General features: G+C 39.9%; 18 protein-coding genes and 1 pseudogene. 12 read left to right on the top strand and 7 right to left on the bottom strand.

The window, feature by feature from the left end; genetic code table 11:
• Positions 1-79: 79 nt before the first annotated feature.
• The 5 genes from ISP07_RS08910 to ISP07_RS08890 all read right to left on the bottom strand — a co-directional run bounded on the left by ISP07_RS08910 (position 80) and on the right by ISP07_RS08890 (position 9,843).
• Complete coding sequence (locus tag ISP07_RS08910; protein ID WP_054553587.1) at positions 80-325, bottom strand: YfhL family 4Fe-4S dicluster ferredoxin; 246 nt, start codon at positions 323-325, stop codon at positions 80-82.
• 294 nt (positions 326-619) lie between these two features.
• Positions 620-4,084 (bottom strand): ATP-binding protein, encoded by a 3,465-nt coding sequence (locus ISP07_RS08905; RefSeq protein WP_209327416.1) that lies wholly within the window; start codon positions 4,082-4,084, stop codon positions 620-622.
• Between the two features lie 17 nt (positions 4,085-4,101).
• Entirely contained in the window at positions 4,102-6,363 is a 2,262-nt protein-coding gene (locus ISP07_RS08900) for an ATP-binding protein (protein ID WP_209327415.1), read from the bottom strand.
• 9 nt (positions 6,364-6,372) lie between these two features.
• A complete protein-coding gene (locus ISP07_RS08895) occupies positions 6,373-7,641 on the bottom strand; it encodes an ABC transporter substrate-binding protein (RefSeq protein WP_209327414.1) in 1,269 nt (422 codons plus the stop codon).
• An 87-nt stretch (positions 7,642-7,728) separates the two neighbouring features.
• Positions 7,729-9,843, bottom strand: a complete 2,115-nt coding sequence (locus ISP07_RS08890) for an EAL domain-containing protein (protein WP_209327413.1) — start codon at positions 9,841-9,843, stop codon at positions 7,729-7,731.
• 322 nt (positions 9,844-10,165) lie between these two features.
• Between ISP07_RS08890 and ISP07_RS08885 the strand changes: the two genes are divergently transcribed.
• A complete protein-coding gene (locus tag ISP07_RS08885; protein WP_209327412.1) occupies positions 10,166-11,209 on the top strand; it encodes a flavin reductase family protein in 1,044 nt (347 codons plus the stop codon).
• Complete coding sequence (locus ISP07_RS08880; protein ID WP_209327411.1) at positions 11,206-12,267, top strand: fatty acid desaturase family protein; 1,062 nt, start codon at positions 11,206-11,208, stop codon at positions 12,265-12,267. Before ISP07_RS08885 ends, ISP07_RS08880 begins: the two co-directional genes overlap by 4 nt.
• A gap of 29 nt (positions 12,268-12,296) precedes the next feature.
• Here the strand turns inward: ISP07_RS08880 and ISP07_RS08875 are convergent, their stop codons facing one another.
• Entirely contained in the window at positions 12,297-12,653 is a 357-nt protein-coding gene (locus ISP07_RS08875) for a winged helix-turn-helix transcriptional regulator (protein WP_054553546.1), read from the bottom strand.
• 127 nt (positions 12,654-12,780) lie between these two features.
• On the opposite strand from ISP07_RS08875, the gene ISP07_RS08870 reads away from it, so the two are divergent.
• The 6 genes and pseudogenes from ISP07_RS08870 (at position 12,781) to ISP07_RS08850 (ending at position 17,535) form a co-directional block, all read left to right on the top strand.
• Positions 12,781-13,362 (top strand): NAD(P)H-dependent oxidoreductase, encoded by a 582-nt coding sequence (locus ISP07_RS08870; protein WP_209327410.1) that lies wholly within the window; start codon positions 12,781-12,783, stop codon positions 13,360-13,362.
• Positions 13,363-13,371: 9 nt separating this feature from the next.
• Positions 13,372-13,920 carry a redoxin domain-containing protein gene (locus ISP07_RS08865; protein ID WP_209327409.1) on the top strand — a complete coding sequence of 183 codons (549 nt, stop codon included), beginning with the start codon at positions 13,372-13,374 and terminating at the stop codon, positions 13,918-13,920.
• A gap of 9 nt (positions 13,921-13,929) precedes the next feature.
• Positions 13,930-14,295, top strand: a complete 366-nt coding sequence (locus tag ISP07_RS08860) for a hypothetical protein (RefSeq protein ID WP_228290566.1) — start codon at positions 13,930-13,932, stop codon at positions 14,293-14,295.
• Positions 14,296-14,307: 12 nt separating this feature from the next.
• Positions 14,308-15,510, top strand: a complete 1,203-nt coding sequence (locus ISP07_RS08855) for a low temperature requirement protein A (RefSeq protein ID WP_209327408.1) — start codon at positions 14,308-14,310, stop codon at positions 15,508-15,510.
• A gap of 273 nt (positions 15,511-15,783) precedes the next feature.
• Positions 15,784-16,590 (top strand): annotated as a pseudogene (gene dkgB, locus ISP07_RS20530) (2,5-didehydrogluconate reductase DkgB); the annotation flags it as partial.
• Positions 16,591-16,650: 60 nt separating this feature from the next.
• The gene (locus ISP07_RS08850) at positions 16,651-17,535 is read left to right on the top strand and encodes an alcohol dehydrogenase catalytic domain-containing protein (protein ID WP_228290576.1); all 885 of its coding nucleotides are present in this window, start codon (positions 16,651-16,653) and stop codon (positions 17,533-17,535) included.
• 37 nt (positions 17,536-17,572) lie between these two features.
• On the opposite strand, the gene ISP07_RS08845 is transcribed toward ISP07_RS08850, so the two are convergent.
• A complete protein-coding gene (locus tag ISP07_RS08845; protein ID WP_209327407.1) occupies positions 17,573-18,427 on the bottom strand; it encodes a DUF417 family protein in 855 nt (284 codons plus the stop codon).
• Positions 18,428-18,778: 351 nt separating this feature from the next.
• Here ISP07_RS08845 and ISP07_RS08840 point away from each other — a divergent pair, with 351 nt between their 5' ends.
• From ISP07_RS08840 to ISP07_RS08825, 4 genes are all read left to right on the top strand, one after another.
• The gene (locus tag ISP07_RS08840) at positions 18,779-19,036 is read left to right on the top strand and encodes a hypothetical protein (protein ID WP_209327406.1); all 258 of its coding nucleotides are present in this window, start codon (positions 18,779-18,781) and stop codon (positions 19,034-19,036) included.
• Between the two features lie 62 nt (positions 19,037-19,098).
• Positions 19,099-19,806, top strand: a complete 708-nt coding sequence (locus tag ISP07_RS08835) for a helix-turn-helix domain-containing protein (protein ID WP_209327405.1) — start codon at positions 19,099-19,101, stop codon at positions 19,804-19,806.
• 98 nt (positions 19,807-19,904) lie between these two features.
• Positions 19,905-20,825 (top strand): DMT family transporter, encoded by a 921-nt coding sequence (locus ISP07_RS08830; protein WP_228290565.1) that lies wholly within the window; start codon positions 19,905-19,907, stop codon positions 20,823-20,825.
• A gap of 1 nt (position 20,826) precedes the next feature.
• Positions 20,827-21,240, top strand: coding sequence for an Rrf2 family transcriptional regulator (locus ISP07_RS08825; protein WP_209327404.1), 414 nt, complete (start codon positions 20,827-20,829; stop codon positions 21,238-21,240).
• Positions 21,241-21,293: the final 53 nt, after the last annotated feature.

Here is a 21,293-nt window from a genome sequence, read left to right as displayed (position 1 = left end):
AAGAGATTAACGTACATTAAAGTAAGTGTAGAACATTTGAATCAAGGTGTACTAATAAGCTGTAAATTTTATTATTAATTCACTCAGTCAGCTTAATATATTTTTCAGCAAGCTCATCTAACGTTTCACGATGATTAGGATCGGGCTTAATACAGTCGATAGGACATACACTAACGCAGGTAGGATTATCATAATGCCCAACACACTCAGTGCATTTATTAGGATCGATTTGATAGATTTTTGCACCCATATAAATAGCTTCATTCGGGCACTCAGGATCACACATATCACAGTTAATACATTTGTTATTGATGAGTAATGCCATTTAATGACCTCGAACATAAATTACTATAAAACAAATAGTTACATGCGTCGATATGTGACACGTATATTTTTCAAACAAGCTTAGTTTAAAAAATATTCGATAAATAATAACACAATTCGTAGCACACTCTATTTATGAGCAGCTGTTACAAAAGCGGTCGCGCATTCTACTTTACCCCACTCTAAATTTTGTTGATCTAGATCAAACGACAGGCCTGCAGGGCTTAATAAACCTGAGTTTTAGATAAATGAAAAAGTACTCTTGATGTCTTGCATGAAATTTAGAAAACATAAACTAATTTTCTTCTAACCATTGAGTGATATCAGTAATAAGCTGGGTAAGTATTTGCTCTATTTCTATAATAGTTTTCTCAAGGTTTAAATTGCCTTCGCTCGCTTTTTTTTCAACGTCAGCGAATAAACTTCTCAAGTGACTGGCACTTATTTCTCCGCACATCCCCTTTAAGGCATGTGCAACCTGACGAACTTGCTCACTATCTTTAGCATTAATTTGGCTTTGTAATTCTTTAACCCTTAGCGGCGCTTTAGTAATGAACATCTCGCATATTTTGATTAATAAGGCTTCTTTATTTAAAAGCCTAACCAATGCTTGCTCACGATCCCAAAGAGGCTCTAAATTACTTTGCTCAGTACTAAGCGAATCTCCCTCGTAATTCGATAAAGACCACTTAACAACTTTTGACTGAACTTCGTGAGCTTGGATAGGTTTACTAACATAATCACTCATTCCAACTGCAATACACTTTTCCTTCTCACCAGCCATAGCACTTGCCGTCATTGCTATGATGGGAATTTGTGCATAGTACTGACCAGCCTCTGCGGCTCGGATTTTTTCACACACTTCATAACCATTGAGAACCGGCATTTGGCAGTCCATTAAAATACAATGAATAACTTCGTTACTCGCTTTAGAATTTAATAAAATTTCCAGCGCTTCTTGACCATTTTGAGCAGTAATAACCTCTATAGGCAATCCATCTAAGGCGCCAAGTGCAACTTCAATATTTATATCATTGTCATCCACAATTAATATTCGGCAGCCTTTAAGTTGGGTTAAAACATCTGCTGTTATGTCATTTTCTGTCGTTCTGTTTTCACTCAGCAAATAAAGTGGCTCATTTTCTGATACTTCAAAACCTGCAACTCTCAATAAATTAGTTTGTGTAATTGGTTTATTAAGGGATGTAACTTTTGTAACGAGCGCCTTTGGAAGGGGGTTAGTTGGTAGATGCAGTAAAATTATACGGCCTTGTTCTAATGTATTCGCGAGGCTATTTACCAGTGATTGAGGGTTTATCGCTTGAATACTTTCATAATCAATAAAAACATAATCAACATTGCTTGTATGTTCATCAGCAAGTGTGTTTATGTCGCTAACTTTAACATCAGCCCCATATACTTTTAGTAACTTTTGCATCACATCATGGCATTGCGAGTTGTTACTAATCAATAAAATACGTTTATTATTATAATAGTCTGAAACATCTGGTTTAGGGGCTTGGCTACTCCCAACTTTAATGTAAAAGCTAAATGCGCTCCCTTCATTAATTGCAGAATTAACTGCAATATCACCATTCATTATATTACACAGCTGTTTGCATATTGATAAACCAAGCCCTGTTCCGCCATAGTTGTCGGCTATAGAACTATTAGCTTGTTGAAATGCATCAAATAAATGACGTTGAGTATTTAACTCTATTCCTATCCCCGTATCTTGAACGGTAATTTTTAAGGTATGCTCTGTATTAGAAACCTGCTCAGATGATGCCGTTACTTTGATAAAGCCTTGCTCTGTAAACTTAATCGCATTACTAATCAAATTATTAATGATCTGAGTAAGCCTAAGTGGATCAGTCTTAACTTCGTAACAAGCCAGCCCGCTCGTATCTAAATAAACATCAAGACCTTTATCAAAAGCCCTCACAGAGCATGACTCGACTAAACTTTCGATCAGTAATTGAGGTTTGATTTTTTGAATGTTTAAATCGAGTTTACCCGACTCAATTTTAGATAAATCTAAAATATCATTTATTAATAGCCTTAAATTTGAAGCACTTAACTCCATCATATCTACAAGCTTACGGGCATTATCGGGCAATGTTTGACGTTTTAAAATATTCAACGTGCCAATCACTCCATTTAATGGCGTGCGTAGTTCATGACTGATATTAGATATAAATGCGCTTTTGATATCGCTGTGCTTTATTGCTTCATCTTTAGCTTCAGCAAGTGCTTGAGTTCTGTGCCTTACTTTTGCCTCAAGCTCCGAATTTAAACGTTTAACTTTATTCGCAGCTTCTTGTTCTTTGCTAATATCTCTAATAATCAATGCAACCCCGATTAAAACGCGCTGATCCGAAAAAACAGGGCTGACCGAAATGGCGAAATAATTCACCACACCGTTTTCAGAAATACTGCATTCATCTTTGATTTGTGTTTTTGAGTTTTGAATATCCGCAATGTAATCAGGAATAGGTAATCGGGCCAAAAAATCAATATCTTTACTCGCTTTTCCTATCGACATCGAACTTGCCAACATTAATAGGTTTTCAGCAGTTTTATTTAAACTTGTCAATTTACCTTCTAGATTTAAACCAACAATGGCATCTATCGACCCTTCAACGATAGCAGACGCTTCTCTTCTAGCCTCTGCTAGTAACTGGCTCCGGTTTGCGTTTCGGTAAAACGTTAACAGTAATACCCCCGTAAAAAGAATTATCAAAATTAATAAGCTATAGGTCATGACCCGCTTTTCATTTATTACTTTATCAACGTATTGCTTAGCCACTAAAAGATTAAAATTGATAAAGCCATAGCTTTTACCTGGTCTTGTTTGTACTTTTTCTGAATGAACATAAAACTGCTGAGTTGTTGGTGAAGTTGCAGTGACTAAATATAGCCCTTGGTGCTGAACAGGCTGATCGTACACTGACTGCCATGTAATAGACGGATCTAAGTCTCTCGTGAATTGATACCCTTCATAAGGGTGATAAATAAAATCTCCCTCTGAACTGCTGATCACTAACTGAGAATAATCAAAAATAGTTTCTTTTAGCTTCTGTATTAATGGGGTGGCATTTACATTCATGATTAAAAAAGCAAATCGCTTTCCTTTATCACTGTATATGGGTATAGAAAAACGCAACATGGGTTTGTAAGGAAACACTACCTCGCCAAACTCTTTGTTTAGCGACATAGGCGACATGTATATTTGGTTCACTTCTAATAATGAACTTGGCAAAAAATAAGGTTCTGCGCTTTTCGCTTGTAAAGAATAGTCAGGTACAGCTTCTACTGAAGCGCCAACACGTTGCACACGAATTAACTCTTTTCCTTCTGCGCTCACAGCTATTATGCGCAGCTGTTCAACCGCAAGGTTGTTCTCCATAAAGCCTATAAAAATGGTTTCAAGCCGCTCCTTCCATTGCTGATAGGTTGTACCATCGTAGGGGTCAATTCCATCATTAAAATGAGCCCGAGGTAGGCCTGCTATAGGGGGCGTTGAATATAAAAATCGTAAATCAGATTTCGACTGCAATATTGAAGATGTGAGTATTTTCTTTAAACGCTGGTTTGTTTCTGTAAACTCTTGATCAATTGAGTTTAACGCATCCCGTTTAACATGCCCCTCGAAAAAGTAGACAGCGATGGCAGCAAAAACGCTAAAAATTAATGAAACAAATAACAAAAACGTTTTAGATGACATTGTGCTTTTATTATCTATATTGAGACTGTTCACATTGCTTCCTTGTTAGTTTATTGGTGATGCTGAGAGCACCACTTAACCAAAACACGTTTTAAGTTTTCGAACTTAATTGGCTTGCCAATAAAGTCGTTCATACCCGCTTCAAAGCATCGCTGTTTGTCTGCTGCAAGCACATTTGCGGTTAATGCCACTATGGGTGTGTGCTTATAGGCAGGTAGTTTTCTAATTTTCAATGTTGCCTCAGGGCCACCCAATACCGGCATTTGCATATCCATAAAAATAATATCAAACGCCCCTATTTCACACTGTGCTATGGCCTGTTCCCCATCATCAGCTAAACTGATCGACTTTATATTAAACTCAGCCAGCATAGACTCGATTACCACTTGGTTAATATCATTGTCTTCAACCACCAGTGCAGTTACATGGGAAAAATCAACGGACTTTTCGCTACTCTCTTCCAGAAGGTTTTCACTAATAGCAGGGGTTATGAATGTTCGGGTAACATTAAGCTCAAAATAAAACATTGAGCCTTTATCAAGTTCACTTTCTACTTTTAATGACGAATTCATCAAATGTAACAACTTGCTAGATATAGTCAGGCCAAGCCCCGTGCCACCGAAGCGACGAGTAATAGAAGCATCTGCTTGAGAGAAAGCGTCAAACAAAGAATCTAGCTGTTTATTGGCAATACCAATACCCGTGTCAGATACACTAAAAGTTACTTTAAACTCATCATTCACTTCTTCTTCAATAATGACGTTGAGTAACACGCTACCGCGATGAGTGAACTTAATTGCATTGCCTAATAAATTAATGAGTACTTGTTTGAGCCGAGTTTCATCACCTAAAAATATAAAGTCGGTGAGCTCTGGCGTTGTTGTAATAAATAACTCAATGCCTTTATTTTCAGCTTGTTGCGAAAATAAATGCGTTAACTCGTTCAACAAGGAGCTTAATTCAATTGGACCTGACTCAAGCTCTACTTTAGCAGCCTCAATTTTACTCAAATCTAAAATGTCGTTAATAATAACCAGTAAACTTGCACCTGATGATTTAATGATATTGAGCATCTTTGCTTGCTCTGCCGATAATGGTGTGCGACTTAGCTGCCGAGCCATACCTAAAACACCATTCATAGGAGTTCTGATCTCATGACTCATATTTGCTAAGAATTCAGATTTTACTTTCGCTGTACGCTCAGCTGATTGCTTTGCATCTGCAAGATCTTTACTTAAAACCCTGAATCGTTCTGCTGCATTCGCTAAAACACCAATTTCATCTTTGCGATTTAAATCATAAATTTTGGCCGAAAGGTCACCACTCAAAAAGTATTTAAAACTAACGGTAAGGCGCTTAATTGCATGCGAAATTTGCAAATGAAACGCAATTGCAAAAGCCACAATATAAATAACAACACCGATCGCAAGGAGCTTTAAAATACGCTCAGAATTTGAAACTGTTTTTTCAGCATCCGATTTAATTTGCTCAAGTCTCGATAAAGAAAGCTCTCTTAGCTGGTTTGATAAAGTACTAAATTCAATAGCATCGCCTGCCATAACCACATTGACTAAACTTAAGTAATGACGGTTAGCTTGAATACTTTTAGAGAATTGCTGCTGATAATTAGCAGTAAACTGGGACATTTTATCGAGTGTTATCGCAGAACCTTGAAGCACTTGTAGTTTTTGATTAAGCAAGCGCAGTGTAGTATTCACTTTAGCCCTTTTTGAATAGTCTTTCTTCGATAAAAATTGATACGCATCATGATGCATTGAATGCCATAGGTGAGTAAGCTCTGCGATACTTAATTTACCTTCTGTATTGATGCTCTTTGATTTCAAAGTTTCAAGTTCTGCTATCGCATTGGTGTATATACTTGGTAACACCTGATAGATTAAATGTGCCCTGACCTCATAGCGTTTTGTAAGTACTGCTAGGTTCTCATCGTATCGACTCAAAAGCTCAGACATCGAATCTAAGTAAACCTGACTGTTTGCTTCATTTTGATTAAAATTTATATTACCTAAACGTTTTTTTATACTTTGAAAGTTATCTTCTATTTTATTAAAAACAGACTTACTCCCTGAGTTGCCGTACACAGAAATATCACGCTGCATCTCTACAATGTCTTTATTTATTCTTAAGATACTCACCGCATAATTACTGATACGGCTAATCTCTATAAATGCCGTTTCTATGGTTTTTAATCGCTTATCCATTACAAAAAAACTAGCACTCAATGCTAATAATAATAGCAGCAGCGCCAGCGACATCTTTGCAGCAATTGATTTAGAAAAGATGTTAAGCAATCTAAGCCCTTATGAATTTAACAATTCAAACCATTTATCTAAGCTGTAATCGTAATTAGGCATCACAGTATTCCATACTGCGATATTTGAAAATCGCTGAATATAGCTACCACCATCACGCTTTTGACCCGCTTTTACAGATACCTTTTCATCGGTACCGCGTAAATCTACAACGGCTTCTTTACCCTCATACCAATAACTCCACTCCGGCTTTGACATTAAGGGCTGGCTTCGCTCTGGGTTTGAAATGTAGTACCCTTGCCTTGCGATAAAAGCTCCTGGATAACCAGATAACCACCAATTCATATAATCGTATGCTGCATCTTTTACATGCCCTTGTGTATTGGCTGATAAGCACATAACACCATGCCAAGCTCGGTAGCCTTCTTTTGGAGATGCATAAACCACGGGAATGCCTGCTCCACGACACGCACTCACCCCTGGCGAGAACATACTTTGGATGTTTACTCGTTTTGTTTTCATAAAGTCCACCGATTGTGGAACCGATGTCCAAAAGCCAGAAAAATGCCCTTGTCGTTTTTTTTCTAATAAAATAGCAAAAAGTTGATCAATTTCGGCAATACTCATATCGCCCATGTCATTAAAAGTCATTAGTCCCTGACCCTGCGCAGCAAGGGCTGCATCAAAAATGCCTATTGTAGGGGCGTTTACTAACGCAACTTTTCCTTTGTGTTTTTCATTAAGCAACCAAGCCCATGATTCAGTTTGATAAGGGATCCCTTGCTCTATCACTTGGGTGTTGTATCCGAATGAGTCAACATTATGAACATAAGGCATAAAGCTAATTGCTTTGCTCGGAGTTTGTGATAGCGTACCGTCGTCTTGAACATAAAGCAGTTTATTAGGAGAGTCGCCCGCGCCAAGCTTAGCTTCAGGGACTATTTTTCCGGTTTTTGTTAATGGGTTTATTTCATCCCAATAAACAAGTCGATCTATATCAATAGGCTGAATTGCCCCCGCTTGCCATAAAATATTAATTGAGTCTGACCATTGTTCGTACAAATCAAATGAACTTGGATTTGCTGCTGCTTTTTGTAAAACGGCGGCGCTTCCCATTGGCGTGAACTCTAGGTTAATGCCTAATTCACGCATTGCTCTGCTTCTGAGTTCTTCTTGCAATGTAACATGTGTGCCAAGCACCCTTAATGTGACTTTATTTTTAGCAAAAACATAAGGTGCTTTAAATGCAAGAGTAGAGACGGCCGCGCCAGCTCCTAAACCTTTAAGAAAACGCCGACGATCAACTGAGTTAGTCATTTGAAGTTCCAACGAATTTATAGTTTTTAAAGTGTAGAATAAATTTCAAAAATTGATTCAAAAGACATAAAAAAGATAAACTTAAGCTCAAACATACTGGTCGTTATTGTGCAACGAGGGTAAAAGCAATTGCGTTAGGCTTTCATAATTCATTGGCTTACCAAGCAAATAGCCTTGCCCTGTGGCACAGCCCAACTCATCTAGTTTGTTTTTTTGCTCAGCCGTTTCTATTCCTTCAGCAACAATTTGAAGATGAAGAGAGTGCGCAAGTTCAATAATCGTTGAAACAATATCAAGCGCTTGCGAATCAGTTAGCATATCACGTACAAAGGACTGATCTATCTTCAATACATTTAAAGGAAACAGCCTTAGATACGACAAGCTAGAATACCCTGTACCAAAATCATCAAGGGCAATACTTACTTTCATATTGGCAATTAATTTAAGTTGGTTGACCGCATACTCATAGTTTTCAATTAGCGCTGACTCTGTCACTTCTAACTCTAAATATTTACTTGGTAGCTGAGTTTTCTCTAAAATCATCGCGACTGTGTCTACAAGTTTTGAGTCGGTAAACTGTTTAGCGGAAATATTTACGGCCACTTTTGTCGGCACACCTGCATCTAACCAGCGTTTTGCACTAATACAGCTTTTTTCTAAAACTTGCTCACCTAACCTAAAAATTAAGCCCGTTTCTTCAGCATACTCAATAAAATTCAGTGGTGATATAAACCCGCCCTCATCATCACTTAAACGAACTAAACTTTCTACGCCAACCATTTCGCCACTACGTAAATCGTATTTAGGTTGATAGTGCACATCAAGGGCGTTATTTTCGAGGGCTTTCCTTAACTTATTACCTACGTCAAGGCGTTTATTCATTTCAACCTGTAAGTCTGTGCTGAAATAGCAATAACTATTTGCCGCTTCGTTCTTTGCCTTATACATAGCGGAGTCTGCATGGCGAAGCATTTCTTCAACACTATTAGCATCATCAGGGTAAACACTTATGCCTAAGCTTGCAGAAAGAATATGTTGTTCGCCACCAGAGCGAAATGGCTTACTAATTACATTAAGCACTTGATTTATCAAAGGCTCTAGACTCAAAGAATGTGACTCATGAGGGACAACAAGCGCAAATTCATCCCCCCCGACACGTGCAACTGTAATATCGTTACAAGCAAAGCAATCTAAAGAGTGGCCAATATGAGCAATAATTTCGTCTCCAATATGATGGCCTAAGGCATCATTAATAAACTTAAACTTATCTAAATCGAGCAGTAATAAACTTAACTTTGTGTTATTAAAAGAGGCTCTGGCAATACCTTGCGATAATCTATCATGCAGTAATACACGGTTTGGGAGTGAGGTTAGTTGATCATGATGTGACAAGTACGTCATTTGAACCGACATAGCGAGCGCTTCACTAACATCTTGAAAAACCATAACAGCACCGCATTGTTGTTTTTTTTCATTTAAAATTGGTGCTGCGCTATCTTCAACTCGGTGTTCAACCCCTTGTTTACTCGTTAGTTGCGTGTTTATTGCCATCGCCACAGGGCGGTTTTCCTTTAGAGCAACAGTAAGTGGATTTATTGAAGGTGTTTTTGTTGTGGAGTCAGCTAATTTCATCACCTCTTCAATATGACGACCCTTTGCAGCAGTTTGAGACCAGCCCGTAAGCCTTTGCGCTACAGGGTTCATATAAGTAATTTGGGCATGTTGATCCGTTGAAATAACGCCGTCTGCTATCGAATCAATTGTGATACGTAAATGCTCTTTTTCAGCAAATAAAGCTGCTTGGGTATTTTGTAAAATATTCTCTTGCGCTTTAACTTTAACGTGATTTTCTATTCGCAATCGACATAACTTTAAGTTCAGAGGTTTAGAAATAAAATCAATTGCGCCTAAAGACAATGCTGATTCTTCAATTTGTGGATCACCATGTGAAGTAATAACAATAATTCGTAGCTGTTCAAACTCTGGGTTGAATTGAAGTTCTTGTAAAATATCAAAGCCACTAATTTTTGGCATTTCTAAATCAAGTAACAAAACATCAGGTTTTGCTTTATGGATTAAATCCAGTGCTTGGGTACTGTCGTTTAAGGTGATTATGTTACCAACATCTTCTAGTGCGTGTTCAAGTTGTAAAGTGTTAATCTCTTCATCATCAATGATAAGAATAGTGCAATGATCGACCATCTTTTCCCTCTACTACGTATTTGTACCTGATTAAACATAGTTCGAAAATCAAAAAAGCGGCAACACTTTTTCATTAGAAAAATTAAAATTAAATCCATTTTCATTAACTGCTTTAACTTTCTAAGCCAAAGCCAATTCCTTTTAACTAGCTAAAAGAGCGCTTTGCTTGGCCTTACTCTAAATAGTCTTGCTTCGATGCCGCTTTTAAAAACCTTAGCCAACTGCTTTTTAGAATAATTACTCAAATTAGACTTGCAATTATCACATTTCAGCTTACACTTGTGCGCCAAGCGGGCGTACACCTGTAAGCTAAAGGCGAAAAATGAGAGCGTTATTAAATTCATTATCAAAACATTTATTGCATTATCAGTCATGGGCAGGATACTGGGAGCCGGTGGTTCAGTGCTTTAAACCAGGCTGGCGCGAAGGCTACTTTCGTGCACAAGTAAAACATGTACAGGTGTTTGCTGAACAAAGCGTTGAGTTGATTATTGAGCCAGAAAAAGCATGGCCAGTTCATCAAGCAGGCCAGCACATTGCGTTAACAATTCAAACAAATGGACGATTGCTTACGCGCGTGTTTACCATCGCAAGCGAACCACAATTGGCAAGGCAGCAGCGACAAATTCGTTTATTGATCCGCAGCCAAGAAATCGGCGCATTTACGTCTAAGCTTACAAACTTGAGAACAGGGCAATGGCTTAATATTTCTGAGCCTAAAGGCCAGTTTGTTATGCCAAATACCGCGCGTTCTTTAATCATGCTTGCCGGTGGCTCAGGCATTACGCCATTTATAGCCATGCTTAAATCTTTACCTGCAGATAGCAAACACACTATTACCCTGCTTTATTATGCAAAGCCAAACAGCCACTGGCTTAAAGATGAGCTTGATCAACTAAAGCAATCACTGAGCAATTTTGATTATCACCTACTTGAGCGCAACAAAGATGGCGATGCGACGACATGGCTGACAACAAACGCGCATAAACACTGGTTAGTGTGCGGCCCAGCTGCTTTGTATAAGCAAGCAGCCGCTTTAGCTAAGCAATTAAATACGCCAATCGACAGTGAGCATTTCAGTGCAGTCCCTGCTGCTGTAGTAACCTCTGATAAGCACGATTTAACACTCACTCATCAGGGCAAAACATTCACGATTGATAACCAACAAACCTTACTGACCCACTTACAAGCGAATAAGCAACCTGTGACAGTTGGCTGTGGTATGGGGATTTGCCATCAATGCCAATGCGTCAAAAAGCAAGGCATCGTGCGTGATATTCGCACCGGTGAGCTCTCTGATAGCTCAGAGCAGTTAATTCAACTTTGTATATCGCAACCAGTCAGTGACGTGGAGTTATCAGCATGAACACAACAAAAACAGTCAATTATGAAAAATTAGCAGCTCAACTCGATAGCGTTAAAGCAGATGTAAAATCAAAACTCGGTGAGCAAGACGCGAAATACATTCGCCGCGTTATTGTTTGCCAGCGAGTGTTTGAATGGAGTGGCCGAATTCTATTAATGCTAGGCTTTATTCAGCCTGTTTTATGGCTCGTGGGTGTGCTTAGTTTAGCCACTGCAAAAATCCTCGATAACATGGAAATTGGCCACAATGTGATGCATGGTCAATACGACTGGATGAATGATAAATACATAAATTCAAGGTCTTACGAGTGGGATATAGCGTGCGATGGGGCTAGCTGGAACCGCGTTCACAACTACGAGCACCACACCTATACCAATATTATTGGTAAAGATCGCGACTTTGGTTATGGACTACTGCGCTTATCGAATGACTTTCGTTGGCGGCTAAAAAACCTGTGGCAATTTGTCACTTACCTGTTGCTCAGTGTGCTGTTCCAATGGGGTGTGTCGTACCATGAAATGGCAGCCGAGCGAGTATTTTTTGGCAAGAAAAAGGATGACCGCGATTACAAAGTACCGCACAGCGAACTGAAAAAGCGCTTTTTTAGTAAAGGGGCACGCCAGTTAGTGAAAGACTATCTGCTCTTTCCAATGCTTGCTGGGCCTTTATTTTTGTGGGTTTTAACGGGCAACCTTGCCGCTAATTTATTACGTAACCTGTGGACCTCAACCATTATCTTTTGCGGGCACTTTACCGGTGAAGTAGAAACATTTAACCAACAAGACTGCGAAAATGAATCCCAAGGTCAGTGGTATTACCGCCAAGCATTAGGCTCATCAAATATCAAAGGGGGTAACCTGTTTCATGTAATGACTGGGCATTTGAGCTATCAAATAGAGCATCACTTATTCCCAGATTTACCTGCAAAACGCTACCGCGAAATTGCCCCTAAGGTGCAAGCTATCTTTAAAGAGCACGGTATTCACTACAATACCGGCGGCTTCTTTCGCCAGTACTTTTCTGTCGTAAAACGGATTGTGCGCTACTCTTTTCCTTAATTTATGAACGCCAGTGCATAGCGCTGGCGTTAAATCTCATTTGATTCAGACCAAACTCGTAACTCATCGAGTATATGCAGTGCTGAACGGCCAAAGTCAGTTAGCTCATAGGTCACCGCTATCGGGCGGGTGCTAATAACATGACGGGTGATCATCGCTCTACTTTCAAGCTCTTTTAGACGTTGGTCTATCATCTTTTTGCTTGCACCACCCAGCATACGCGTTAAATCATTAAAACGAACTGGGCCATCTTTTAAATGATAGATAATAGATCCCGTCCATTTACCGCCAATCAAACGCATGCCTTTTTCAATTGCACACGGCTCCATGCAAGCATTTAAAACTTTTTTTCTACCCTTACTATCTGTTTCTACTGAACTTTCCAAAACATCCTCGCATTTTTCAGACTAGTTACAAAAAGGTTACTGGTTGATTTAATAATCTAGGTTACTATTATATACCACGGAATGTATTTTGAACACGATAAAGTAATTAGCAAACGGATACTCAACTATGAAAAACGTATTAATTCTTAACGCACATCACTATTACCCTTTTTCTGAAGGTAAGTTAAATGCTGCTTTAATCGAAAAAGCCGACGCTTTTTTTAAAGCAAAAGGCTATCAAACACGCGTGGTTAATACACAAGACGAATTTGATGTAGAAACTGAACTTGAGAACCATCAATGGGCAGATATCGTCTTTTTGCAATCACCTATTAATTGGATGGGCATGACATGGTCATTCAAAAAATACATGGATGAAGTGTACACAGCGGGCATGGGGGGAGCGCTTTGCCATGGTGATGGTCGTCATCAAGACAATCCAAAAGCCAATTACGGTAAAGGCGGCACCTTGACTAACACTCAATATATGATGTCGCTGACTTTAAATGCGCCTGCAGAATCATTTGCAGATGCCGCTGACTTTTTTGAAGGTAAAAGTGTTGATGACCTTGTTTTCCCAATGCATATGAACTTTAAGTTTTTCGGTATGCAAGCGATGCCAACTTTCGCCTGTTATGACGTGATGAAAAATGCAGACATCGACAGCGACTTTGCGCGCTTTGAAAAACACTTAAACGACAACTTTTAAGGAACACTCATGAGTAACGAATCTGTTTATAGCAATAAACTCCATCCGGGCAGTGCATTTCCTAGTATTAGTGCTGCACTTTTGAATGGTGAAGAGACTGTTCTTGGTCAACCTCAACACGGTGCAAGCTGGCAGCTTGTTGTTGTTTATCGTGGTAAGCATTGCCCTTTATGTACTCGCTATTTAAACAGCCTCGAGCAGTACAAAGCGGCGCTATTAGAAACGGGTGTTGATGTAATTGCTGTTTCAGGCGATAGCAAAGAGCAGTTAGAAGCGCACTTAGAGCAGTTATCTGTGTCATTTCCACTTGCTTACGGTTTGACTACAGAGCAAATGCAAACATTAGGTACTTACATATCTGATCCCCGTTCACCGCAAGAAACAGATCACCCTTTCGCAGAGCCTGCACTGTTTGTGGTTAACGAGCAAGGTAAAGTACATGTGGTTGATTATTCTAATAATCCTTTTGTAAGACCTGATTTAGCAACTTTGGTAAGCGGGCTTAACTGGATACGCGACCCAAAAAATAATTACCCAATTCGCGGTATGCACAAGTAGAGTGTAGCCATGAACAAAATGACAGCTTTGCTGATTGGCTTGGTGAGCACAATTATGTGCTCACAACATGCTTTTTCAGCACAACTTCCCCATGCACATATTGCTTCACCCAATCACTATGAAGTATTGCTAGATAACAGTGAAGTACTTGTTTTACGTATGACTTTAGCACCAGGTGAGCAAGATAATTGGCATAAGCATAATGCTGAAACAGTCTATTTTGAGACAGGTGGTAAAGCGACCATCAGTACTAAAGAGTCACAAACAACAATTGAGATCCCTAATGGCTATGTGATGTGGCATGACGCATGGACTCATCAAGTCAAAAATGAGGGTGAAACCACCATCACTGCAATTATTGTTGAGAGCAAATAGGTAGGATCAATTATGGCATTAGAAAACCACCCAATGTGGCGCTTACCTAAGCATCACCTAGATTTAAAAAGTTCACATGACCATGTTCATTGGGTTGAATTATTTTATGACCTTATCCATGTGGTAATCATTTTTTTGCTAGGTAATTTTTTAAGCGACCACTTACATTTAAGTGGTTTTCTTGCTTTTGCAGGTTTGTTCATCACCGTATGGTTCGCATGGGCAGACTCCAGCGTTTTTAACTCACTCTATGTCAGTACCGATGTAAAACATCGACTGATCATGGCCTGCCAAATTGTCACCGCCATGGTTATGGCAGCCTCGATCCCTCATGTACTTGATAAAGGCTGGACATATTTTGCATTAGCCTATGCCGCAAACCGCCTTATCACGGCTTATTTATTTCATCGCACCAATCAATTGGGGGTCGAATCAACAAAGTTAGCACGCAGTGTGAGCCGTAATTACTTTGCTCTTGCTATCATTTTTGCTACCACAGCATTTATGCCTGCCCCCTATCGTTATTGGGTGTTTGGCGCTGCGATTGCCGCTATCCAAGTTTTATATATGGCTCCAAAAATTGGTGTACTTGAAAATAAACGCTTTTTACCACGCCTTGGGCATATGTCTGAGCGCTTTGCCCTTTTACTGCTCATTGTCGTAGGCGAAGGTTTCTTTAAATTGGTGATTACTTTATCAGAAAAAGGAATTTATAAAGTCGACCCCTCTGTACTGGCTAACTTTATGTTTGGCGGTATTGCAGTATTTGTGCAATGCTGGATTTACTTTGATTTTGTTGGCAATGGAAAACCTAAAAATCAACACAAATGGACACTCGTAAGTTGGTGGTTAGCTCACCTATTTTTAATGCTATGTGCAGTTATGGTTGGCGTTGCACTCGCCGGCGAAGTGAAAGCCGGGTTCTGGCAGCCGTACCCCCTAAAATATGGTGTCATTGGTTGTGTAGGGTTAGCAGGCTACTTATTAAGCTTATTGTGGATCCAGCTAATGATCGAACATCGCGTAGCCCATCGTTTTGCTACAGCCAAAGTAAGAATGTTTGGCGTCATACTTGCTTTAGTTACCATTCCCATTTTACCCCATGTGCCTTCGCTCATTGGCAACTTACTTTGGGGCACTGCACTGATTTCACAAATTGCCTACCCAGTCACTCGCGCATACTTTACCCTTTCAAAAGAAGAAGCTAATTCATAACGATTAAAACACCTTTGCAAAAACGACAAAGGTGTTTTGTTATCCTTGCTGTTTTTCGCAAAGACTTTCCTAGCAATAATATCGCTATTCAATCGCCCCTCTTTAGGGGTTGAAACAAGCGTTAACGGACTCATCTCAAAACTAAAGGCAATGAAAAATGCCGGTGTGAATCACATTGGCCTGCACTTTAGACGTAACGAATTACCCATCGAATGGGCATTAAAGCACATCGGCGAACATGTTTTGCCCAAGTTCCATAATTAAGGAGTTATGATGTCACAATCAATTCTGCCAAAACTGGGTTTTGGTACATTTAGATTACAAGACGAAGTTGCATATCAAAGTGTGCTAACAGCTATTGAAGAGGGCTTTAGACACATCGACACTGCGCAAATTTACGGTAACGAAGAAGCTGTTGGCCGAGCGATTAAAGACAGTGGTGTTGCACGTGATGAGTTATTTATCACCACCAAAGTATGGAATGATAAGTTAAATAAAACGGACTTTATTAACAGCGTAAAAGAGAGCCTGACTAAACTACAACTAGATTACGTCGACTTACTGCTTATTCATTGGCCAAGCCCAGCCAATGGCGAAAGCATGCATGAGTATTTGAGTGAATTACAATCAGCAAAAGAGCTTGGTTTAACGAAAGAAATTGGTGTTTCAAACTTTACCATTGCACAAATGGAAGAAGCCTTAAGTATTTTGCCAAAAGGCGCATTATTTACCAATCAAGTTGAAGTTCACCCCTACCTAACCAATCAAAAGGTACGTGATTTTTGTGCCCAAAACGACATTCTCGTTACCGGCTATATGCCATTTGCGGTAGGTAAAGTACTTAAAGATCCAACCATCAAAGCGATTGCAGACAAACACCAAGTGAGCACCGCTGAAGTAGTCATTGCTTGGGAGTTAGCGCATGACATGGTGACGATACCGTCATCTACCAAACGCGAAAATATGGCTACCAACTTAAAAGCCCTTTCGCTTAGCTTAAGCCAAGACGAGATCAATCAAATTGATGCCCTTAGTTGCGGCGACAGGCAAGCAAACCCGGATTTTGCTCCTGACTGGGATCATGATGAAGTAAAGACAACTCATGCTTGGCAGTTTCAAGGTGCTGATAAAGCACTCGCTTTGGGATTGAAAGCTGTACCAGCACTTAAAGCAGGGCAAATTTTGGTCCGAAACCTAGCGGTTGGTATTAATCCAGTTGATTGGAAGTTTATTCAAGCTGACCCTATAAATTGGGCAGATACACATACACCTGGCGTAGACGGTGCTGGGGTTGTTGAGCAGGTAGGCGATGGCGTCGATACCAAACTAATAGGTAAAACAGTCGCTTATCATCATAGCTTGAGTGAAAACGGCAGCTTTGCTAAACACACAGTACTTTATGCAGACCGTGTTATGCAGGTGCCAAAAGGGTTAGCTGTCAATGTTGCTGCTGCATTACCTTGCCCACTGCTTACTGCATGGCAAGCTTTTAGCAAAATACCATTACGCAAAGACGAAAAAGTATTAGTAACCGGCATGGGAGCTGTTAATAAACTGCTGACACAAATGCTGAATCACAGTGGCTTTGAAGTACATGCTTTATCAAAAAGCCTAACGACTGAGCAAGCCGAAAAGCTTGGCGTTAAGTTAGTATTACGCGACGCACCATCTGAAGGTGGCTACTTTGCACTCTTTGATGCTAATGGCCCTGAAGAAGCTAAAAAGTTAGTGCCACTTCTACAGGCAAATGGTCATGTGATCAGTATTTTAGGACGCATTGAAACCCCAGTCGATGAACCATTCACGCGCACTATTTCTTATCATGAAATTGCCCTTGGTGAATTACACGATTATGGTGATACACAGCAATGGCAACGTCTTGTAAGTGATGGCGAAAAGCTCCTTAATGACATTGCGTCGGGTACTTTAAATGTTGAAGAACCCACTGACTTTGAATTTAACAATCTCAATGATGCACTTGAGTTTTCTAAAGTTCAAAAGCAAAAAGCCGTTGTAGTTGTTTAGTTATCATTTAAAAGGCCTCTTCTGAGGCCTTTTTATTTTATTCTGCTGTTTCTTTAGGTGTATTGTTGAATACAGCTAAATGATAAATAATCACTAAATTCGCTATAAACCACAGATCTTTAATTACAAACTGACCTAATCGCTCAAACACTGTAACGCTGCTAAGCGCATTAGGTGCGGTAATTAAAAATGTTTGTGTCATGATAAATACCGAGCAACAGGCTAGTCCAGCAAGTAAAATAAGTTTCGCATTTCTGATATACAAGCCAACACCTAACAGCGCCACACTCAAAATATCAAATATGCCAATCGCATTTGATGCCCCTTGCACGCTAAAAACAATATACAACCAAGACATAAACGGTGAAGACTCAACAAGGCTAACAATCGCATTTGCTTCAAAAGCAAAAAACTTCATTGCGCCAATCCAAACCAACACTAATGCCACCGATGCATAATTCAAAGCAACATGCGCTTTATCACTCAAAACATCTTTGTAAAACACAAATAAAAATAAAGGAATAACAGCAAAATACTTAATAATACCCTGCCCCGAACCAATTACTGGAAAACCCCCTTCACTTGCAAGCCAACGATTTGCACTGAACAATGTAAGTAAACAGGTAAGTGCAATAATAAGAGCTGTCACGGTGGGAAGCGCCCTATTAATAAATCCGAAATGAGAATGAAGGCTGGCAATACCTACAAAACAAAGTGCAAAGCCTGCAATCATACTCATGAGATGATCAGGTACCTGAGTCTCTAAACCATAAAACGAAAATATACTGCCAATAGCATTGGGGTTTGCCCCCAAAATAAAAGACAAACCCAATAACGAAAAACTGATGGTGATAAGTGCAATCACTAAATTATTTGATGTACGTAAATTCATTTAAACCCCTCTTTACTGCTTGTTTAAAAGACCTCAGGAAGGGATAAAAACATTCACACTTAAATAAAATATAAGAAAATTCTGACTGCAATTTTTATAAGCCATTGAAAAGTTAAGAAAAGAATCGACACTACTTGATTTTATTTAGGCAAAAATAAATCTCTTCCATTCAATATCAGCAATTTTGTTCAAGTTTTTAGGTTGCCAGCTTCGCTATATTGGCGTAGGAATAATAACGAAGCGCACAACCTTCAGGAGCACCTGTGAGCAAAGACAATCACTTTAAGTACATTAACAACGAACAGCATCAGAGCATCTCGATGTTGACTGCAACTATGAGTGATTTTACCTATGCAAAACATGCTCACGAAGAGTATTCAATTCCCAAGCGCCGATATTACTGGCGCTGCAATCGTATTTTGGTCTTTTATTTTAGCCATCTTTGCCTTTGGTGCGCCTACAAGTTACTCGTTAGCAGGCTTAGTGCTTGGCAAACAAGTATCACGGCCGGGTGTTTTTTATGTGTTTAATAAACTGATGGCTATTTTGTTGGTTTATGTCGCGTTAATGATTGCCTACGAGCATGTGCTGACACCATTACTTGCCTAAAATTGATCATCCCTCGCAAACAGGCATAATAGCCTTATTAAGCAAACGGTTATCACAAAATTATGCAAGGCAATCTATCTATCCGCTCTTACAGTACTAAGCCTGTTAGTCATAGCCATGACTATAATCAACTTGTACTGCCCTTAAAAGGTGTGATTGCCATTAGTGTCGGTGATTTTCAAGGTAAAGTCGCCCCCGGTGAATGCGTGGTTGTCAAAGCCTCGCAATCACACCTGTTTACCGCAATGCCAGAAGCTCGATTTGTGGTGGCCGATATGCCAAAGCTACCTGATAACCTGGCCACTGCTGAGCGCTGCGTGTTTGCTATTAATCAATCACTTTGGGCATTTTTGCAGTTTGTGGCAAAGCAACTTGAGCAAGCGGTTAATCGTGAATTAGAACTTGCCATGTTTAACACCTTCAATTTGCTGTTAGCTGAGCAAATTATGCAGCCTAAGGTCGACAGCCGTATTAGCGAGTCACTGCTTTATATTGACAGTCACTTAAGCACTCCTCTTCAAATCAAACACCTTCCCAGCATTGCCTGTTTAAGCCCAACGCAATTTAAACTACTGTTTAAGCAACAAACCGGATTGACTGTCATGAACTATGTAACTAAACAGCGAATGGAAAAAGCCCAAGCCTTACTCAGTCATACCGACTACCCGTTGCAGCGTATTAGTGAGCTAGTTGGTTACAATGAGCTTTCATCTTTTAGCCGTAGTTTTTCAAAGTACTTTGGCTTATCACCAAGCAAGTTCAAAAAATAACTTTAGTTTTAAACGCCAACAAAACCGTCCTTTTTGTCAAAAACCTTGCATCAATTTTGATTATGCTTTTGATATCTTAAATTTAAAGCGAATCATCAATGAACCATACCATCGCGACCATGGCCGTTTTAGTTGCCAGTGTGTTTTGGGGCACAACAGGCACGGCCGCAAGCTTTGCACCAGACATAAGCCCTTTTGCAATAGGTGCGTTTGCAATGGGATTTGGCGGCGTATTACTTTGCCTAACCTCACTAACTCAGCTAATAAACAATGCTAGTACACTGCGTAAGCACTACCGCCTAACCCTACTTGGCTCAGCTTGTGTGGCTATTTATCCGCTGGCATTTTATACCTCGATGAATAGCGCTGGTGTGGCAATAGGCACCGTTGTTTCGATTGCCAGCGCCCCTTTATTCACCGTCTTATTGGAATACTTAATTGAGAAAAAGCCCATTGCAACTCGCTGGCTAGTCAGCTTTTGCTTTGGTGCGATTGGCATAGGCTTAATCGCGTCAGGTAAAGAGCATAACCTTGCCGCTACGGGGCTGTTTAGCCAAAACATCGGCATTTTACTTGGCTTAATTGCAGGGCTTACCTATGCGGGTTATTCATGGACAGCCAAACGTTTAATTAGCAACGGCGTTCATTCAAGAGCGACCATGGCAAGCTTATTTGGCGGCGCTGCATGTGTACTCTTGCCTTCGTTATTGATCACTGGAGATACGCTTTTTGCCACGGTTACCAATACCAGCGTGGCGCTTTACATGGCTATAGTGCCGATGTTTTTAGGTTATTGGCTATTTAGTATTGGCTTAAAAACCATCGCGGCTAGCCAAGCCGTGCTCATTACTTTACTTGAGCCGATTATCGCCACGGTACTGGCTATTGTGATTTTAAATGAGCAATTTCAGCAAATTGGCTGGTTTGGAATTGGTTTAGTGAGCGTTAGTTTGGTAATTCAAACGGTCAATATTAAGCAGTTCGTGATACACTGCAAAAAACGCATATTGACGATTTAAGATGAGAAAAGACAGCCGATTATCACGGGTTTTGCATGTGCTGATCCATTTAGACAGCTACAACCCCCCTGTCACATCAGAGACATTAGCAAACATGTTAATGACCAACCCTGTGGTTGTGCGTCGTACAATGGCGTTACTGCGCCAAGCGGGTTATGTATCGGCAATTAAAGGTCACAATGGCGGCTGGCTACTGGCCACTCCCTTAACTGACATCACCTTATTTGATATTCACCAAGCGCTTGGCGAAAAGAACCTGTTTGTAATTGGTCTAACCGATGAGCACAGCAACTGCCCTATCGAACATGCAGTTAACAGCGCCCTGCAAAACGCAATGGATGATGCAGAAGCACTGTTATTTAAACGTTTTGCTGAAGTGTCGCTTGCAGAGCTCGCCAGTCAATTTAAAAAATAGGCCTTATTAACTGGCTAAGGCAACAACAGTTATAAAGATAAATGCGCTAAGTA

Source organism: Pseudoalteromonas sp. PA2MD11, assembly GCF_017808125.1.
In the GTDB taxonomy this organism is placed as follows: domain Bacteria; phylum Pseudomonadota; class Gammaproteobacteria; order Enterobacterales; family Alteromonadaceae; genus Pseudoalteromonas; species Pseudoalteromonas simplex.
This window is presented reverse-complemented; position numbering and strand designations above follow the sequence as displayed.

Coding starts and splice junctions, on each gene's coding strand:
- ISP07_RS08910 (WP_054553587.1), bottom strand. CDS start 325: ATGGCATTACTCATCAATAACAAATGTATTAACTGTGATATGTGTGAT.
- ISP07_RS08895 (WP_209327414.1), bottom strand. CDS start 7,641: ATGACTAACTCAGTTGATCGTCGGCGTTTTCTTAAAGGTTTAGGAGCT.
- ISP07_RS08890 (WP_209327413.1), bottom strand. CDS start 9,843: ATGGTCGATCATTGCACTATTCTTATCATTGATGATGAAGAGATTAAC.
- ISP07_RS08885 (WP_209327412.1), top strand. CDS start 10,166: ATGAGAGCGTTATTAAATTCATTATCAAAACATTTATTGCATTATCAG.
- ISP07_RS08880 (WP_209327411.1), top strand. CDS start 11,206: ATGAACACAACAAAAACAGTCAATTATGAAAAATTAGCAGCTCAACTC.
- ISP07_RS08870 (WP_209327410.1), top strand. CDS start 12,781: ATGAAAAACGTATTAATTCTTAACGCACATCACTATTACCCTTTTTCT.
- ISP07_RS08865 (WP_209327409.1), top strand. CDS start 13,372: ATGAGTAACGAATCTGTTTATAGCAATAAACTCCATCCGGGCAGTGCA.
- ISP07_RS08860 (WP_228290566.1), top strand. CDS start 13,930: ATGAACAAAATGACAGCTTTGCTGATTGGCTTGGTGAGCACAATTATG.
- ISP07_RS08855 (WP_209327408.1), top strand. CDS start 14,308: ATGGCATTAGAAAACCACCCAATGTGGCGCTTACCTAAGCATCACCTA.
- ISP07_RS08845 (WP_209327407.1), bottom strand. CDS start 18,427: ATGAATTTACGTACATCAAATAATTTAGTGATTGCACTTATCACCATC.
- ISP07_RS08840 (WP_209327406.1), top strand. CDS start 18,779: ATGCAAAACATGCTCACGAAGAGTATTCAATTCCCAAGCGCCGATATT.
- ISP07_RS08835 (WP_209327405.1), top strand. CDS start 19,099: ATGCAAGGCAATCTATCTATCCGCTCTTACAGTACTAAGCCTGTTAGT.
- ISP07_RS08830 (WP_228290565.1), top strand. CDS start 19,905: ATGAACCATACCATCGCGACCATGGCCGTTTTAGTTGCCAGTGTGTTT.
- ISP07_RS08825 (WP_209327404.1), top strand. CDS start 20,827: ATGAGAAAAGACAGCCGATTATCACGGGTTTTGCATGTGCTGATCCAT.